The organism is Micromonospora sp. NPDC048999, assembly GCF_040649295.1.
Taxonomy (GTDB): Bacteria; Actinomycetota; Actinomycetes; order Mycobacteriales; family Micromonosporaceae; genus Micromonospora.
In genome coordinates this window covers 1-16,357 of sequence record NZ_JBEZFI010000036.1, presented here as the reverse complement: position 1 = coordinate 16,357, position 16,357 = coordinate 1, and the positions used below count along the sequence as shown (strand labels likewise).

Here is a 16,357-nt window from a genome sequence, read left to right as displayed (position 1 = left end):
TCGTCTACCGTTGGTCCCGTGAACTTCGACGCGTACGCCCGGACCGGAGTTGATCTCGTCAACGCCCGCCTGGACGACCTCGACGACCTGCGGGCCCTCTTCCCGGACGACAACGGGTGGATGCGCGACGAGATCGCGGACCGGGACCTGGCGATTTTCCGGCGGGCGCAGAAGCGCCTGCGCGACGTCTTCGAGTACGGCACCTCGGGCCGGGACGCCGAGGCGGTGGCGGAGCTGAACGCGCTGCTGGAGACCTTCCCGGTGCAGCCGCGCATTTCCGGCCACGACTCCAGCGACTGGCACATGCACGTGACCGGCCGGGGCGCCTCGGTCTCGTCGGAATACCTGGCCGGCGCGGTCTGGGGCCTGTCGGTCTGGCTCTGCGAGTACGGCAGCGCCCGGTTCGGCGTCTGCGCCGACGAGCGCTGCGGCAACGTCTACCTGGACACGTCGTCGAACTGCTGCCGGCGGTTCTGCTCGGAGCGCTGCGCCACCCGCTCGCACGTGGCCGCGCACCGGGCCCGCAAGCGCGCCGCCGGCGGCGACCCGCTTCCGGTCCCCGCCCAGCCCGAACCCCTCACCCCGGTCCGTTAGCGCCGGCGGGGGCGGTCAGGCGTCGACCGGGGACGGTGCGGTGAGGTTGGCGCGGGCAAACTCCAGGGCCTCGCGCAGGTCGGCCTCGCGGACCGCGCGGCTCTTCGCGCCCCGGGTGGTGACCTCCACCGCGACCGAGCCGGTGAAGCCCCGGCCGGCCAGTGAGCGGAGCAGCTCCGCGCAGGGCTGGCCGCCGCGTCCGGGCACCAGGTGCTCGTCGCGCCCTTCGCCGGTGCCGTCGCCCAGGTGCACGTGGGCCAGGCCGGCCCCCATCCGGTCGGCCATCGCCAGCGCGTCGGTGTGCGAGGCCGCGCAGTGCGACAAATCCAGCGTGTACGAGGCGTAGCCGGTGTCGGTCGGATCCCAGCCGGGGGTGTACGGGACGAACTGTCGACCGGCCATCCGCACCGGGTACATGTTCTCCACCGCGAAACGCAGCCCGCCGAACTGCCCGGCGATCCGTTCGAGGCCGTCGGCGAAGTTCCGGGCGTAGTCCCGCTGCCAGGTGAACGGTGGGTGCACCACCACCGTCGGGGCCTCCAACGTCTCGGCCAGCTCGGCCGCCTTGCGTAGCCGCTCCCACGGGTCGGGGCTCCACACCCGCTGGGTGACCAGCAGGCAGGGCGCGTGCACCGAGAGCACCGGCACGCCGTAGTGGTCGGCCAGGCCGCGCAGCGCGCCCGGGTCCTGGCTCACCACGTCGGTCCAGACCATCACCTCGACGCCGTCGTACCCGAGCGCCGAGGCCAGCTGGAACGCCGCCGCGGTCCGCTCAGGAAAGACCGAGGAACTGGAGAGGAGCACCGGGACGCGGGAAGTCACATCCCTCAGGGTAACCGCCCGGGTCACGGAGTATCAGGACGAGCATCCGCAAAGCACGCAAACCGCCAAACCGCGATCACATCGGCGCGAGCTGATCGAGCCGACGCAGGATGACCCCCTCCCGCAGCGCCCACGGGCAGATGTCCAGGCGGTCCACGTCGAGCCGGCGCAGCACCGCCTCGGCCACCACCGCACCGGCGAGCAGCTGGTGGGCCCGCCCGGCGCTCACCCCCTCCAGCTCGTGCAGCTGACGGGGCGGGATGTGCCGGATGAAGCCGAGCACCTGCCGCAGGCCGGTCCGGGTCAGGCTGCGCGGGGCCCAGAGCCCGGCGCCGGACGGCGCCGCGCCGGCCAGCCGGGCCAGCATCCGGAACGTCTTCGAGGTGGCCACCGGGCGCTCCCAGCCCACCTCGGCAAGCTGCTTCACCACCGGGTCGAGCAACGCGTCGACGTACTCCCGCAGCTCGTCGACGGCCGCCGCGGACGGCGGCACCGCACCGGCCGGGTCGACCCGCAGTCGCTCACGGCTCAACCGGCCGGCACCCAGCGGCAGCGAGATCGCCACGTCCGGGTCCTCGTCGATACCCGCGGCCAGTTCCAGCGAGCCGCCGCCGATGTCCATGACCAGCAGCCGGCCGGCGGACCACCCGAACCACCGTCGCACCGCGAGGAAGGTCATCCGCGCCTCGTCCGCACCGGAGAGCACCTCCAGGCGTACGCCGGTGTCGTCGCGGACCCGGGCCAGCACGTCGCCGGCGTTGGTCGCGTCGCGGACCGCGCTGGTGGCGAAGGCGAGCAGGTCGTCGACGTCCAGCCCGTCCGCCGCCGTACGGGCCATGCCGACCGCCTTGACCAGGCTGTCCGCGCCCGCCTCGGTGAGCGCGCCGTCCGGGCCGATCTGCTCGGCCAGCCGGAGCACCACCTTCTCGGAGTGCGCCGGCCACGGGTGGGCGCCGTGGTGAGCGTCGACCACCAGCAGGTGCACCGTGTTGGAACCGACGTCGAGGACACCCAGTCGCATGCTGGCGAGCCTATGTCCAACACGTTTCTTCGGCTCACCGGCCGGCCCGGCTCACCCCGCGTACGCTGGTCCGGGTGACAGGCCAGATCGAGCTGCAGGTGCTGGTGGACGACCCCGACGACCCACGCAGCCGGGAGGTGGAGCTGGACTTCCCCCGGGAGTGGATCGAGTTCGTCGACCCGGCGGACGCCAAGCACGTGATCCGCGCCGACCTGACCTGGTTGCTCTCCCGGTGGACCTGCGTCTTCGGCAAGGGCTGCCACGGCATCATCGCCGGCCGGGCCGCCGACGGCTGCTGCTCGCACGGGGCGTTCTTCACCGACTCGGATGACGAGAAGCGGGTCCGCGCCGCCGTCAAGCGGCTCACCCCGGAGACCTGGCAGCACTTCCGCAAGGGCTTCAAGAACTGGACCGAGAACGACACCGTCGACGGCAAGAACCCGGCCCGGCGTACGGCCACCCGGGACGCCAACTCGCCGTGTGTCTTCCTCAACGACGCCGACTTTCCCGGCGGGGGCGGCTGCGCGCTGCACGCCCAGGCGCTGCGCGACGGGGTGCATCCGCTGGAGTACAAGCCGGACGTCTGCTGGCAGCTGCCGGTCCGTCGGGACCAGGACTGGCACAAGCGGCCGGACAACACCAAGGTGCTGATCTCCACGCTCGCCGAGTTCGACCGGCGGGGCTGGGGCGCGGGCGGGCACGACCTCGACTGGTGGTGCACCTCCTCGACCGACGCGCACGTCGGCACCGAGCCGATGTACCTCTCGTACGCCCCGGAGCTGACCGCGCTGATCGGCGCCCCCGCGTACGCGAAACTGGCCGAGCTTTGCGCCGCCCGCCTGCGCCAGGGCCAGATCGCCCCCCACCCCGCGACGGAGTGACCTTCGGTTGGACGAGAAACGCGAAGCCAGGCTGCTGGCCCGGCTCGTCGAATGACCACCGGCGAGGTGCAGCCTGCGGATCTTGGAGAGTTCCCGTTCGCCTCGAACGGCAACTCTCCAAGATCTGCAAGACGCCGCTGGCCGGCACCCCGGGTTCGGGGTGCCGGCCAACGTGTCGTTCAAGCGGGGTCAGCTGTTCCAGTACTGGGCGACCAGGTCAGCGGCCTGCTGCTCCCACTGGGCGTAGGCATCCGGGTACGCCGAGACCTGCACCGTCTGCGCGGCCTTGGTCAGCGGCATGTCCTGCCACCCGTCGACCTGCTTCAGGCCCTTGAGGAACGCGGTCGTCGAGTACTCGGGGTTCGTGATCTGCTCCGGGGTGCCCCAACCGGAGGAGGGGCGCTGCTGGAACAGGCCCAGCGAGTCGTGGTCGTTCTGGTCACCCAGGTGGCCCAGGTTCTCCAGCTTCGACTCCTGCAAGCTGGTGGCGATCGAGATGACGGCGGCCCGCTCGGGCATGCCGGCCTTCTTCGTCGCCGCGATGATCGCCTTCGCGTCCGCGGTCTGCTCATCGTTCAGAGCGATCTTCGACTGCGCGCCCTGCACACCGTTCGGAATCAACTTGCCCATGTCCACGGCCGGCTTGCCGGCCTGCACCGCGACGGCCGGGGCGGCGTGCACCGGCTCAGCAGCATGAGCAGCGATCGGACCAGCGAACACACCACCGGTGAAAGCCAGACCAGCAACACCAAGAATGCTCTTACGCAGCATCGAATTCATGACCAAGCTCCATTCGGGGGTCGGCGCACACGCCGATGGGGGTCGGCATCATGCGCAAGCACCACGTCAGGCGCCCAAAAACGGGGAAAAGTCTTCAACCGGCTGGCTCACGGGGCGAGGAAGCTCGCCTCTTCGCGGCGCCGGGACCATGTACAACGACCGGCGGCCCGCCATCATTCCGGGCCCGCGCACCCCGCCTGGCGGGGGCGTCCTCCTCGGCCGTGCACCCGTGTTCAACGACCGACCCCCACCAGCCATTCTGCCCCCGGGACCCCCCGACCACACCCACGAACCCGACACTCACCCCACACCACCACACCCGGCCAGGGCACGCCGGCAAGATCCGGACAACCCCGCACCGAGCCGGGACACGTCGCGAAGGTCCGGACAACCCGCACCGGGCCAGGGGACGCCGGGCAAAGATCCGGATAACTTCCCTGAAAGTGGCCCCTCGCGGCGGCGGGAGGCAGCACTTTCAGGGAACTGCGCAGATCATGAGCCAGCCCAAGGGGCGGGCGGCCCGATCAGGGCTCGAACTTGTAGCCCAGGCCACGGACGGTGACGAGGTGGCGGGGCGCGGACGGCTCCGGCTCGATCTTGGAGCGCAGTCGCTTGACGTGCACGTCCAGCGTCTTGGTGTCGCCCACGTAGTCGGCACCCCAGACCCGGTCGATGAGCTGCCCCCGGGTGAGCACCCGGCCCGCGTTGCGCAGCAGCATCTCCAGCAGCTCGAACTCCTTGAGCGGCAGTTGCACGGGGGCACCGGCCACGGTCACCACGTGCCGCTCGATGTCCATCCGGACCGGGCCGGCGGCGAGCGTCGGGACACCGGTCTCGGTCGCCTCCGCGCTCTGCCGGCGCAGCACCGCCCGGATCCGAGCGACCAACTCACGCGGCGAGTACGGCTTGGTGACGTAGTCGTCGGCCCCGATCTCCAGGCCGACCACCTTGTCGATCTCACTGTCCCGGGCGGTGACCATGATGATCGGGACGTGCGACCGCTGGCGGAGCTGACGGCAGACCTCCGTACCCGACATTTCCGGCAACATCAGGTCGAGCAGCACGATGTCGGCACCGGTCCGGTCGAACTCGGTGAGGGCGGCCGTGCCCGTCGCGGCGACGGACACCTCGAAGCCCTCCTTGCGGAGCATGTAGGACAGGGCGTCCGAGAACGATTCCTCGTCCTCAACCACCAGTACGCGGCTCAACGGGGGTGTTTCCTTTCCTGTCGGTCGGACCTACCGGAGCTCGGCCGGGCCGGCCTCGATCCCAGCAGAGGAGAGCGTCGCCTCCAGGTCGTCCGGGGGGCGGGCGGGCAGCCGGAGGGTGAACGTCGACCCCCCACCAAGAGTGCTCGACACATCCACCCGGCCGCCATGGTTGCTGGCGATGTGTTTGACGATGGCCAGCCCGAGGCCGGTGCCTCCGGTGGCCCTGGAGCGGGCCTGATCGGCCCGGTAGAAGCGTTCGAAGATCCGGTCGACCTCGTTCGGGGCGATGCCGATGCCCTGGTCGGTCACGGCGATCTCGACGTGCTCGTCGGTGGCCCGCGCGGTCACCCGTACCGCGGTGTCCTCGCCCGAGTAGTTGATCGCGTTCTCCACCAGGTTCGCCACGGCGGTGGCGAGCTGGCTGTCGCTGCCGTACACGGTGAGGCCACGCTGCCCGTCGACGGCGATCTCCACCCGGCGGGCGGTGGCCGCGGTCCGGGTCCGGTCGATCACCTCGGCGATCACCCAGTCCACAGCGACCGGCTCCGGGGCGGGCTGCGGCTCGGCGCCCTGGAGCCGGGTCAACTCCAGCAACTCCTGCACCAGCCGGCCCAACCGGGTCGACTCGTGCTGGATCCGCTCGGCGAACCGTCGGGCGGCGATCAGGTCCTCGGACAGGTCGGGCGCGCCCCCGCCGGCCGGCTCGGTGGCGTCCACCAACGCCTCGGCGAGGAGTTGGAGCGCGCCGATCGGGGTCTTGAGCTCGTGGCTCACGTTGGCCACGAAGTCTCGCCGGACCCGGGCCAGCCGGTGCGATTCCGTGACGTCGGCCGCCTCGACCGAGATGTAGCCGGCACCCAGGCCCATCGCGCGCAGGTGCACGCCGAGCGGGTTGTCTCCCGCGCTGTCGCGACCGCGCGGCAGGTCCAGCTCAATCTCGCGGCGCACGCCCGTGCGCCGGACCTGCCCGGCGAGGGTACGGACCAGCGGGTGCGCCGCGATGGATCCGGGCGTCGTCCCGGCACGAAGCAGGCCCATCGCCCGCGCGGCCGGGTTGACCAGCACCGGCACGTCCTCCGGGTCGAGCACCACCACGCCGGCGCGGAGCGAGTCGATCGTCTTGCGGCCGAGCCCGGACAGCCCGCCCTGTCGCTCGTCGGGAATCCCGGGCCTCCCTGTGCTCTGACGGGAGCTTCCGCTCTCCGACGACGCCGACCGGCGCCATTTCCTGACCGGTCGGGACAGCAGCGTCCCGGCGACCAGTCCGGCCACCAGAGCCACTGCCACCTCGACCGCCACCGCCCATTCCACCCGGCGATCGTAGGGTCATTGTTCAGCCGGCGTTCGGGTGAAATGGGACGAAACAGTCTCACTTCCGAAAAAGTTCACTCACGGGTCCCGCGTCGTTCACCCGCGTTCACCGTAGAGCCGGCCGCCCCAACCTACGGTGGGTCGCGCACCTGCTCACGCCGCAGGTGGTCCGCACCGGCCGCCGGCGGCCACCGACCGTCAGGAAGTGACGATGCGTTACGAGTTCCGGGCCGACCTGCAGCTTGTCAGCCAACTGCTGGTGGACATGGCGGAGGCGGTACGCGCCGCCATGCGCCAGGCCACCACGGCCCTGCTCACCGCCGACCGCGCGGCAGCCGAGACGGTGGCCGCGGGCGACGCCGAGATCGACGGCCGCTACCGGGACGTGGAGGAGCGGGTCTGTGACCTGCTGGCCCGGCAGGCACCCGTGGCCTCCGACCTGCGCGCCATGATCACCGCCCTGCACGTGGCCGCCGACCTGGAACGAATGGGCGACCTGGCCGAGCACGTCGCCAAGACCGCGCTGCGCCGGCACCCCTCGCCGGCGGTGCCGGCCGAGCTGCGACCGGTCTTCACCGACATGGCGGCCGTCGCCGACCGGCTGGCCGGAAAGATCGGCAAGGTGCTGGCCAGCCCCGACGCGACCATCGCCGGCGAACTGGACAGCGACGACGACGTCATGGACGACCTGCACAAGAGCCTCTTCACCGTGCTGCTCGGCGACGACTGGCCGTACGGGGTGGAGACGGCGATCGATGCGACCCTGCTCGGCCGTTTCTACGAGCGGTTCGCCGACCACGCCGTCAACGTCGGCGAGCACGTGGTCTATCTGATCACGGGTGAGACCGCCTGAGGTACAAGGAGGGGCCCCTGGCGTTGACCAGGAGCCCCTCCTTGCAGGCGGTCAGCGGCCCTGGTTGGCGACCGCGGCGGCGGCCGCCTTGGCGGCCTCCGGATCGAGGTACGTTCCGCCGAGGGTCTGCGGGCGCAGGTCCGGGTCGAGGTCGTAGCGCAGCGGGATGCCGGTCGGGATGTTCAGCTTGGCGATCGCCTCGTCGGAGATCTGGTCGAGGTGCTTGACCAAGGCGCGCAGCGAGTTGCCGTGCGCCGCCACCAGCACCGTGCGGCCGGCCAGGATGTCCGGCACGATCGAGTCGTACCAGTACGGCAGCATCCGCTCGACGACGTCCTTGAGGCACTCGGTGCGCGGCATCAGCTCGGTCGGCAGCAGCGCGTACCGAGGGTCACCGACCTGGGACCACTCGTCGTTGTCGTCGATCGGCGGCGGTGGCGTGTCGTACGACCGGCGCCACAGCATGAACTGCTCCTCGCCGTACTCGTCCAGGGTCTGCTTCTTGTTCTTGCCCTGGAGCGCGCCGTAGTGCCGCTCGTTGAGCCGCCACGACCGGCGCACCGCGATCCAGTGCCGGTCGGCTGCGTCGAGCGCCAATTCGGCGGTACGGATCGCGCGGCGCATCACGCTCGTGTGCACCACGTCCGGCAACAGGTTGTGCTCGCGGAGCAGCTCACCGCCGCGCCGCGCCTCGCTCTCCCCCTTGGCCGTCAGGTCGACGTCGACCCAGCCGGTGAAGAGGTTCTTGGCGTTCCAGTCGCTCTCGCCGTGCCGCAGCAGGACCAGCGTCCCGACGGTAGGTCCCTCGCTCGCAGTCATGCCGATCATCCTGCCGTACCTGATGTTCGGACACGCAGGGACCGGTGGTGACGACCACCACGTGGAAAACCTGCTGACCAGCGTTCCGGGGCGGGACTAGGTTGTAAGGCGCTACTGAGATATTGGTCATTACCTAACGGGGGCGTCGGGATGCGGACGGTACGGGGCTGGTTCCGGGACACCACGGGTGGACTACCGAGAGCCTTCTGGTATCTCTGGACCGGCACCCTGATCAACCGGCTCGGCTCGTTCGTCCTGGTCTTCCTGGCCATCTACCTCACCCAGGCCCGCGGCTTCTCAGCCTCGCAGGCCGGCCTGGTGATCGGGATGTGGGGCGTCGGCGGCGCGGTCGGCACCACGATCGGCGGCACCCTGACCGACCGGTGGGGGCGGCGGCCCACCCTGCTCACCGCGCATCTCGGCGCGGCCACCATGATGGTCGCGCTCGGCCTGGCCCGGCCGCTCGGGGCGGTCGCGCTGGGCGCCCTGCTGCTGGGCGGGTTCGCGGAGATGGCCCGTCCGGCGTTCGGGGCCATGATCATCGACGTGGTGCCCGAGAAGGACCGGCTGCGCGCCTTCACGCTGAACTACTGGGCGGTCAACCTCGGCTTCGCCTGCGCCGCAGTGCTCGCCGGCGTCGCCGCCCAGGCCGGCTACCTGCTGCTCTTCCTGGTCGACGCGGCGACCACCCTGATCACCGCGCTGGTCATCTTCGCCCGGGTCCGGGAGACCCGGTCGACCGGCCCGGCCGTCAAGGGCGCCGCTCCCGCCGGCGCCCTGCGGACCATCCTGCGCGACCGGGTCTTCCTGGGCTTCGTGGCGCTCAACCTGTTCGCCGCGCTGGTCTTCCTCCAGCACATCTCGATGCTGCCGATCGCGATGGGCGAATCCGGCCTGAGCCCCGCCACGTACGGCTCGGTGATCGCGCTCAACGGGGTGCTGATCGTGGTCGGGCAACTCTTCGTGCCCCGGCTGATCAAGGGTCGGAGCCGGTCGCACGTGCTGGCGCTCGCCGCGCTGGTGATGGGCGCCGGTTTCGGGCTGACCGCGTTCGCCGGCGCGGCCTGGTTCTACGGCCTGACCGTGCTGATCTGGACGGTCGGCGAGATGCTCAACTCGCCGTCCAACGCCACCCTCATCGCCGAGCTCTCCCCCGCCGCGCTTCGCGGCCGCTACCAGGGCGTCTTCTCACTCTCCTGGCAGCTGGCCGCGGCGGCCGCCCCGATTTTCGGCGGCCTGGTCCGGGAGCACGCCGGCAACACCACGCTCTGGCTCGGCTGCGCCGCGATCGGCGGCGCGATGGCGGTCGCCCACCTGATCTCCGGCCCGGCCCGGGAGCGGCGCGCCGCCCAGCTCCGGGCTCCCGCGACGCCGGTCCGGCCGGTCGCCGTGGCCCGCACGCCGGCCGAGCCGGCCGGCATCGCCTCATAGGTACCCGCCCCGCCGGGGGGAAATGATCGACTCGGTGTACGGCAACATGTGGCATCCTCCGAGGGTTTGACACCAACGTGCCGCACAGAGTTGATCATCGCCTCAGCGGGCGGACTTTTAGGGGGACAGGTGCGGCGCTGGTGGGACGACACGGCCGGGGGGTTGCCCGCCACCTTCTGGTACCTCTGGTCCGGGCTGCTGATCAACCGGGCCGGCGCCTTCGCGATGCTGTTCCTCTCGCTCTACCTGACCGCGGCACGCGGTGTCTCCGCGTCCCTCGCCGGCCTGGTCGTCGGGGCGTACGGGGCGGGCGGGGCGGTCGGAACGCTGCTCGGCGGGGTGCTGGCCGACCGGTGGGGCCGGCGCGCGACCCTGCTCGCCGCGCACCTCGGCGCGGCCGGGCTGATGGCGGGGCTGGCGGTCAGCCGGCAACTGGCGGTGATCGCCGCGCTCGCCGCGCTGGTCGGGGTGGTGCACTCGATGCCCGGACCGGCGTTCGTCGCGGCGATCGTCGACGTGGTGCCCGAGGAACGCCGCTCGCACGCCTTCAACCTCCAGTTCTGGGCCTTCAACCTCGGCATGGCGGTGGCGTCGCTGTTGGCCGGCGTACTGGCCGAGGCCAGCTTCGTCGCGCTCTTCCTGGTCGACGCCGCAGCGACCCTGGCCGCTGCGGCCGTCATCGCGCTGAAGGTTCCGGAGACGCTCGCCCACGCCGCCCGGGCAGCCGCCACCGGCGTCGGCCCGGTTCGGCCCGGCCGGCTCCGGCGGCCCGGTCTGCACACCGCGCTGACCGACCGCACTTTCCTCGTCTTCGTCGGGCTGACCTTCCTGCTGGCCGTGCTGACCATGCAGACCTCGACGATCATGCCGCTGGCGATGCGGGCGGACGGCCTGCGGCCCTCCGCGTACGGGCTGGTGGTGGCGCTCGGCGGCGCGCTGATCGTGGCCGGGCAACTCTTCGTGCCGCGGCTGATCGAGCCGTACCGCAAGTCGAGTGTCCTCGCGGTCTCCACCGGGCTGATGGCACTCGGCTTCGGCGCCCTGGCCGTTGCCGACCACCTGCCGCTCTACCTCGGAGCGGCAGTGGTCTGGACGATCGGCCAGATGCTTGCCGCACCGCCGAACGCGCAGATCAACGCGGACCTGGCGCCGCCGGAACTGCGGGCCCGCTACCAGTCGGTCTTCTACCTGACCTTCCCGGCGGCGTCCTTCGTGGCACCGGCGTTGGGCGGGCTGAGCCTCCAGCACCTGGGCGACCGGCACTGGCTCGTCGTCGGCGGGCTGGGCCTGGTCGCGGCGGTCGGTCACCTGCTCGCGGGGCCGTCCCGGGAACGCCGGGTCGCCGCCCTGCGCGCGCCGCGACAGGAACCGGAACCGGTACGCGGCTGAGGAGCGGATACACCGAGCGCCCACCCCGACCCCCGTCGTGATGGGCGCTCCGTACACCCGGCGGCGGCGGGCGACACTCACCCCCGTAAGCGTCGCCCGCTCGCGCCGCCGGTTCCTCGGATGGCACCGTCCCCCAACGGTGTGCTCCACCCGATCTTCGCGCCTCGCTTGCGCGGATCTGATCGATCCGCCGCTCCCCCGAACGATTACAAGCGGTGCGCGGTGCAATAAAGTTAGTTCGCCCGGATTCTGGATTCAACTTGGATCGCTGTCTCGCCCGTCACAGCCTTCGGGTCGGAGATCCGTCGCCCCGGCTCCGGGTGTCTACCGGTGGCCAACAGCGCATTCCCGCCGGCCATTCCCCTAAACCTCAGGCGTCCTCGCGTTCGGGTGACTCTGTCCGGAAGAAGTTGCTCTGCCGGCCGTCCCGGAGTTGTTCCTGGTAGATCAGGTTCAGCCGCCGTGAGTCGAACGTCCGGAACCAGTCCTCCCAGGTGATCTCCCGAATCCGACTGCTCTCCCGCCACCCCGGGATGTTGAACGTCAGCACCCCGGGCCGGCCTTCGCGCTCGGTGCCGGCGATGGTGGCCGGCTTAGCGCCCCGGGCCCGCGCCCAGCGCTGAATCACGTCGTGGTTGGCGGTCACCAGGCTCCGGCCGGGGCGCTCCGGACGATCCTGCAGCGAGGTGATCTGCTGGGACGACCGCACCGAGCGGGCCGAGGTCCGACCGGTCCGGACCGGCGTCGCCGCCGTACCGCCCGTAGCGGGCATCGCCCGCCCACCCGCAGCGGCTGTCGCAGTCGTACCCCGCGCCCTTGTCGTCGCCGCCTTCCTCGCGGGTGCCGCCTTCCTCGCGGCGGGTGCCTTCTTGACTACGGCCTTCTTCGCGGGAGCCGCCCGCTTCACCGCAGCCTTCTTCACGGCCGCCTCCTTCACCGCGACCTTCGTCGCCCGCGCACCGGTGGCCTTCGCGGCGGGCACCGCCTTGCCCACGGCCTTCTTCGCCGGGGCCTTCTTGGCGGCCGCCTTCTTCGTGGCGGCGCGACCGGCCGGCCCGGTGGCCTTACGTGCCGCACCGCCGCCGCGGCTCTCCGCGCGGAGGGTCCTCGCCAGCGTCTTCACCAGCTCGGGCTTGCGCAGGGTGGAGATTCCGGTGACCCCGCGCCGGCGGAGCTGGCTGCGGAGGTCGTCGACCTTCATCCGGGAGATCTCGGATTCGGAGACGCCCGGCGTGCCCGGGGTCTGGTTGCCGGTTTGCGGTCTGGTCCTCGTCGCAGTCGTGCCGCGACCTGAGCTGCTGCGCTGAGCCATGGGACACGCTCCTCGACAGTCCGTCCTCGGCCCGCGGTGGGTCCCACATGCCGCACCGCGCGGTGCGGCATACCCGTCAGGACGGGTCCGAACCACCGGAGCCGGACGTGGTGCCGGTCGACGGCGCGAAGAGGTGGGCAAAGGCGGCCAGGTTTGCCGTCGACTCCCCCCGCTTGACCCGCCACTCCCACTCTCGGCGGATGGCGGTGCCGAAGCCGATCTCCAGCATGCGGTCGAAGGACTCGTCGGCGTACGTCAGCACGGCGCCGAGGAGGCGGTCCAGCTCCGCCTCGTCCACTCCGGCCAGGTTGACCCGCCCGGTCAGGTAGACGTCGCCGACCGCGTCGATGGAGAAGGACACGGCGTACATCCGTGCGTTGCGCTGGAGCAGCCAGGCCCAGAGCTCCTCGCGGCGCTCGTCCGGTTGGCGCATCAGAAACGCCTCGATCCGCAACGCGTGCTCGCCGACGATCAGGTTGCAGATCGTCTTGAGCTTGTGCGTCCCCGGCAGGGTGACCGCGTACGACGTCTCGCCGGTGGACTCCCACGCCAGCTCGCGCTCGGCGCAAAACGACTCGATCAGCGCGGCGACCCCACTCCTGCGGCTCATCGCACCCACTTTACGGCTGCCGAGCCGCCGCCCCCTGGGGCGACAGGTCACCAGGAGCAGGACAGGGCGGGGTCGGCGGCGAGCTGGCCGGTGAGCCGTTCGCGGTGCTCGGCGATCGCCTCGCCGTAGACGGTGAGCAGCCCGGAGACGGTGCGCTGCCAGGAGAAGTTGCGGGCGTGCCGCTCCGCACCCCGGGCCAGGGTGGCCCGGCGCAGCCGGTCGGGCAGCAGCCGGGACAGCGTACGGGCCCAGTCGACCGGGTCGTGGCCGCCGATGAGCACTCCGCTGACCCCGTCGCGTACGGCGGTGACCAGGCCACCCACGGCGGCGGCGAGGACGGGCGTGCCGCACGCCTGGGCCTCCAGCGCGACCAGCCCGAACGATTCGTTGTACGACGGCACCGCGACCAGGTCGGCGGCCCGGTAGAGGGCGGGCAGGTCCTCGCCGGTCCGCGGCGGCAGGAAGCGCACCCGGTCGGCGACGCCGAGCGAACCGGCCAGCTCGATCAGGGCGGTGGGGCGGTCGAGGCCGCTGCCGCTGGGGCCACCGCAGATCACCACGGTCAGCTCGTCGGCCAGCCCGGGATCCCGCTCGCGCAGCGCGGCCACCGCCCGGATCAGCACGTCGGGGGCCTTGAGCGGCTGGATCCGGCCGACGAAAGCCACCACGTACCCCTGGGTGGGAAGCCCGAGCCGGCGGCGGGCGGCACGTACGGCGGACTCGCGGTCGCCCGGTGCGGGGCGGAACCGGTCCAGGTCGACGCCGGGCTCCACCACGGTCACCCGGGCGGGGTCGGCGTCGTACCGGCCGATCAGGTCGCGGGCCTCGACGCGGGTGTTGGCGACCAGCCGCTCGGCCTCGGCGACCACCTGCTCCTCGCCGATGACCCGAGCCTTCGGCTCGGGCCGGTCTCCGGCGGCGAGCTGGGCGTTCTTGACCTTCGCGAGGGTGTGTGCGGTGTGCACCAGCGGCACGCCCCAACGCTCCTTGGCCAGCCAGCCGACCTGGCCGGAGAGCCAGTAGTGCGAGTGGATCAGGTCGTAGTGGCCCGGCGGGCGGGCCGCCTCGGCGCGCAGCACGCCGGCGGTGAAGGCGCAGAGCTGGCCGGGCAACTCCTCCTTGGTCAGCCCCTCAAGGGGCCCGGCGGTGACGTGCCGGACGTGCACACCGGGCGCCATCTCGACCACCGGCGGCAGGTCGCCGGAGGTCGCCCGGGTGAAGATCTCCACCTCGACGTCGGCCTCGGCCAGCCGCCGGGCGACCTCCAGGATGTAGACGTTCATGCCGCCCGCGTCGCCCGTGCCGGGCTGGTGCAGCGGCGAGGTGTGCACCGAGACGGTGGCGATTCGGCGCGGCCGTGGCCACGGCAGGGCACCGCGCTGACGACCGACACCGGTGTGCATTTCCGCCACGTCCGCTCCCTCTGTCACGGTTGCTGCCGTCCCGCACGACCGGCGCTTCTCGGTCAACCTCCGCGCCGGATGTCATCTTCCCGATCGGGCTTCGGAAATGCGTACCGGCTGGTCCGGGCGTGACGGACCTCATCGCGGCGTCGGCACGGGGGCAGGGGAGAATGGCCGGATGACCTCCGTCGCCATCGTCACCGGGGCGTCCAGCGGGATCGGTGCGGCCACCGCCCGCCGGCTGGCCGCCGAGGGTTTCCACGTGCTCGCCGCCGCCCGGCGTACCGACCGGTTGGCCGGCCTGGTCGCCGAGATCGAGGCGGCCGGCGGCGCGGCCACCGCGGTGGGGTGCGACGTCACCTCCGACGAGTCGGTCGCCGGGCTGGCGGTGGCGGCCGCCGCCGCACCCGGCCCGGTCACCCTGCTGGTCAACAACGCCGGCGGGGCGCGCGGCCTGGACCCGGTCGAGTCCGCAGCCGTCGGTGACTGGCAGTGGATGTACGACGTGAACGTGCTCGGCACGCTCCGGGTCACCAAGGCGCTGCTGCCCGCACTGGAGGCGTCCGGTGCCGGCACCATCGTGATCGTCGGCTCCACCGCCGGGCACGTCGTCTACGAGGGCGGGGGCGGTTACACCGCCGCCAAGCACGCGCAGACCGCGATCGCCGGCACGCTCCGGCTGGAGCTGAGCGGCCGGCCGGTCCGGGTGATCGAGATCGACCCCGGGATGGTGAAGACCGAGGAGTTCGGCCTGGTCCGCTTCGACGGCGACGCGGAGCGGGCCGCGGCGGTCTACGCAGGGGTGGCCGAGCCGCTGGTCGCCGACGACATCGCCGACTGCGTCGCCTGGTGCGCCACCCGTCCGCACCACGTGAACGTCGATCAGTTGGTGATCCGCCCGCTGGCCCAGGCCGCCCAGCACAAGGTGCACCGGGTGAGCTGAGGTGAAGCCGCAGGGCGTCGTCACCCGGGGGACGACGAATCCCAACCGGCTCCGGCGGGTGGACAACTGGATCGTCGAAACCTGCGGCGACGCGCTGCGCGCGGCCGCCGACCCGCTGGTCGTCGACCTGGGCTACGGCGCTACCCCGGTGACCGCCGTCGAGTTGCGGGCCCGCCTCGCGGCCGGGGTCCGCGCGGACGTCCGGGTGGTCGGGTTGGAGATCGATCCGGTACGCGTGGCCGCCGCCCAGCCCGCCGCCGATCCGCCCGGGTTGACCTTCGCCCGGGGTGGTTTCGAACTGGCCGGGCTCCGGCCCGCCCTGGTCCGGGCGTTCAACGTGCTACGCCAGTACGACGAGAGCGAGGTAGCCGAGGCCTGGCGTACGGTGACCGGCCGGCTGGCCCCGGGCGGGCTGCTGGTCGAGGGGACCTGCGACGAGCTGGGCCGGCTCGGTGGCTGGGTGCTGCTCGACGCGGACGGCCCGCGCACGCTGACCCTGGCCGCGAAGCTGACCACCCTGGAGCGGCCGGCCCAGCTCGCCGAGCGGCTGCCGAAGGCGCTGATCCACCGCAACGTCCCGGGCGAGCGGATCCACGACCTGATCGGCGCCCTGGACGACGCCTGGCAGGCCGCCGCCGGCTACGCCCCCTTCGGCCCCCGCCAGCGCTGGCTACAAACGGTCCGAGCCGTCCGCGAAGCGGGCTGGCCAATCACCAACCACCCCCACCACTGGCGCCACGGCACCCTAACCCTCCCCTACCCCGCCATCTCCCCCACCTGACCCCACCCTCCGGCGTTGATCATGAGGTTAGCCGCGCCTCGTGTCCGATTTGTCGCCGCTAACCTCATGATCACCGTGGGCAAGGTGGGGGTGGGGTGGGGGGGTTAGTAGTTCGTGCGCCTAGCGGCGCGACCCTGAGCGGGTGAAAATTGGGCTAGGGCCGTCCGGCTGACGTCGTACCTTCTTGGCGCTGTCC

Annotated in this window: 16 protein-coding genes; 7 read left to right on the top strand and 9 right to left on the bottom strand. The window is 71.8% G+C overall.

The features are described 5' to 3' along the window. Positions 1–18 precede the first annotated feature (18 nt). Positions 19–594: a CGNR zinc finger domain-containing protein gene (locus tag AB0C02_RS26440; RefSeq protein WP_357551645.1), complete on the top strand. Its 576-nt coding sequence runs from the start codon at positions 19–21 to the stop codon at positions 592–594. Between the two features lie 15 nt (positions 595–609). Here the strand turns inward: AB0C02_RS26440 and AB0C02_RS26435 are convergent, their stop codons facing one another. Then, positions 610–1,416: a sugar phosphate isomerase/epimerase gene (locus tag AB0C02_RS26435; protein WP_357551644.1), complete on the bottom strand. Its 807-nt coding sequence runs from the start codon at positions 1,414–1,416 to the stop codon at positions 610–612. A gap of 76 nt (positions 1,417–1,492) precedes the next feature. After that, positions 1,493–2,437 (bottom strand): Ppx/GppA phosphatase family protein, encoded by a 945-nt coding sequence (locus tag AB0C02_RS26430; protein ID WP_357551643.1) that lies wholly within the window; start codon positions 2,435–2,437, stop codon positions 1,493–1,495. Between the two features lie 74 nt (positions 2,438–2,511). On the opposite strand from AB0C02_RS26430, the gene AB0C02_RS26425 reads away from it, so the two are divergent. Further along, complete coding sequence (locus AB0C02_RS26425) at positions 2,512–3,318, top strand: hypothetical protein (protein WP_357551642.1); 807 nt, start codon at positions 2,512–2,514, stop codon at positions 3,316–3,318. Positions 3,319–3,507: 189 nt separating this feature from the next. Here AB0C02_RS26425 and AB0C02_RS26420 read toward each other — a convergent pair whose 3' ends face one another. The 3 genes from AB0C02_RS26420 to AB0C02_RS26410 form a co-directional block, all read right to left on the bottom strand. After that, the gene (locus tag AB0C02_RS26420; protein WP_357551641.1) at positions 3,508–4,098 is read right to left on the bottom strand and encodes a hypothetical protein; all 591 of its coding nucleotides are present in this window, start codon (positions 4,096–4,098) and stop codon (positions 3,508–3,510) included. Positions 4,099–4,622: 524 nt separating this feature from the next. Next, positions 4,623–5,306 carry a response regulator transcription factor gene (locus AB0C02_RS26415; protein ID WP_357551640.1) on the bottom strand — a complete coding sequence of 228 codons (684 nt, stop codon included), beginning with the start codon at positions 5,304–5,306 and terminating at the stop codon, positions 4,623–4,625. Between the two features lie 30 nt (positions 5,307–5,336). Beyond that, positions 5,337–6,620, bottom strand: a complete 1,284-nt coding sequence (locus tag AB0C02_RS26410) for an ATP-binding protein (RefSeq protein WP_357551639.1) — start codon at positions 6,618–6,620, stop codon at positions 5,337–5,339. 211 nt (positions 6,621–6,831) lie between these two features. Between AB0C02_RS26410 and phoU the strand changes: the two genes are divergently transcribed. Beyond that, on the top strand, positions 6,832–7,473 hold the full coding sequence (gene phoU / locus AB0C02_RS26405) for a phosphate signaling complex protein PhoU (RefSeq protein WP_357551680.1): 642 nt from the start codon (positions 6,832–6,834) through the stop codon (positions 7,471–7,473). A gap of 51 nt (positions 7,474–7,524) precedes the next feature. On the opposite strand, the gene AB0C02_RS26400 is transcribed toward phoU, so the two are convergent. Then, a complete protein-coding gene (locus AB0C02_RS26400; protein ID WP_357551638.1) occupies positions 7,525–8,292 on the bottom strand; it encodes a phosphoglyceromutase in 768 nt (255 codons plus the stop codon). 150 nt (positions 8,293–8,442) lie between these two features. On the opposite strand from AB0C02_RS26400, the gene AB0C02_RS26395 reads away from it, so the two are divergent. Together AB0C02_RS26395 and AB0C02_RS26390 are read left to right on the top strand one after the other, a co-directional pair. Next, positions 8,443–9,723, top strand: coding sequence for an MFS transporter (locus tag AB0C02_RS26395; protein WP_357551637.1), 1,281 nt, complete (start codon positions 8,443–8,445; stop codon positions 9,721–9,723). Between the two features lie 129 nt (positions 9,724–9,852). Beyond that, positions 9,853–11,112, top strand: a complete 1,260-nt coding sequence (locus AB0C02_RS26390; RefSeq protein WP_357551636.1) for an MFS transporter — start codon at positions 9,853–9,855, stop codon at positions 11,110–11,112. A 370-nt stretch (positions 11,113–11,482) separates the two neighbouring features. Here AB0C02_RS26390 and AB0C02_RS26385 read toward each other — a convergent pair whose 3' ends face one another. The 3 genes from AB0C02_RS26385 to mshA form a co-directional block, all read right to left on the bottom strand. Further along, positions 11,483–12,424, bottom strand: a complete 942-nt coding sequence (locus AB0C02_RS26385) for a hypothetical protein (RefSeq protein ID WP_357551635.1) — start codon at positions 12,422–12,424, stop codon at positions 11,483–11,485. 76 nt (positions 12,425–12,500) lie between these two features. Next, positions 12,501–13,034, bottom strand: a complete 534-nt coding sequence (locus tag AB0C02_RS26380) for a YbjN domain-containing protein (protein ID WP_357551634.1) — start codon at positions 13,032–13,034, stop codon at positions 12,501–12,503. Positions 13,035–13,081: 47 nt separating this feature from the next. After that, complete coding sequence (gene mshA / locus AB0C02_RS26375) at positions 13,082–14,446, bottom strand: D-inositol-3-phosphate glycosyltransferase (RefSeq protein WP_357551633.1); 1,365 nt, start codon at positions 14,444–14,446, stop codon at positions 13,082–13,084. Between the two features lie 169 nt (positions 14,447–14,615). On the opposite strand from mshA, the gene AB0C02_RS26370 reads away from it, so the two are divergent. Further along, entirely contained in the window at positions 14,616–15,380 is a 765-nt protein-coding gene (locus AB0C02_RS26370; RefSeq protein ID WP_357551632.1) for an SDR family NAD(P)-dependent oxidoreductase, read from the top strand. Between the two features lies 1 nt (position 15,381). Then, positions 15,382–16,161, top strand: a complete 780-nt coding sequence (locus AB0C02_RS26365; protein WP_357551631.1) for a class I SAM-dependent methyltransferase — start codon at positions 15,382–15,384, stop codon at positions 16,159–16,161. Positions 16,162–16,357 lie beyond the last annotated feature (196 nt).

Excerpts from the sequence above, each read along its gene's own strand:
- AB0C02_RS26430 (WP_357551643.1), bottom strand. The coding sequence starts at position 2,437 with ATGCGACTGGGTGTCCTCGACGTCGGTTCCAACACGGTGCACCTGCTG.
- AB0C02_RS26420 (WP_357551641.1), bottom strand. The coding sequence starts at position 4,098 with ATGAATTCGATGCTGCGTAAGAGCATTCTTGGTGTTGCTGGTCTGGCT.
- phoU (WP_357551680.1), top strand. The coding sequence starts at position 6,832 with ATGCGTTACGAGTTCCGGGCCGACCTGCAGCTTGTCAGCCAACTGCTG.
- AB0C02_RS26400 (WP_357551638.1), bottom strand. The coding sequence starts at position 8,292 with ATGACTGCGAGCGAGGGACCTACCGTCGGGACGCTGGTCCTGCTGCGG.
- AB0C02_RS26395 (WP_357551637.1), top strand. The coding sequence starts at position 8,443 with ATGCGGACGGTACGGGGCTGGTTCCGGGACACCACGGGTGGACTACCG.
- AB0C02_RS26385 (WP_357551635.1), bottom strand. The coding sequence starts at position 12,424 with ATGGCTCAGCGCAGCAGCTCAGGTCGCGGCACGACTGCGACGAGGACC.
- AB0C02_RS26380 (WP_357551634.1), bottom strand. The coding sequence starts at position 13,034 with ATGAGCCGCAGGAGTGGGGTCGCCGCGCTGATCGAGTCGTTTTGCGCC.
- AB0C02_RS26370 (WP_357551632.1), top strand. The coding sequence starts at position 14,616 with ATGACCTCCGTCGCCATCGTCACCGGGGCGTCCAGCGGGATCGGTGCG.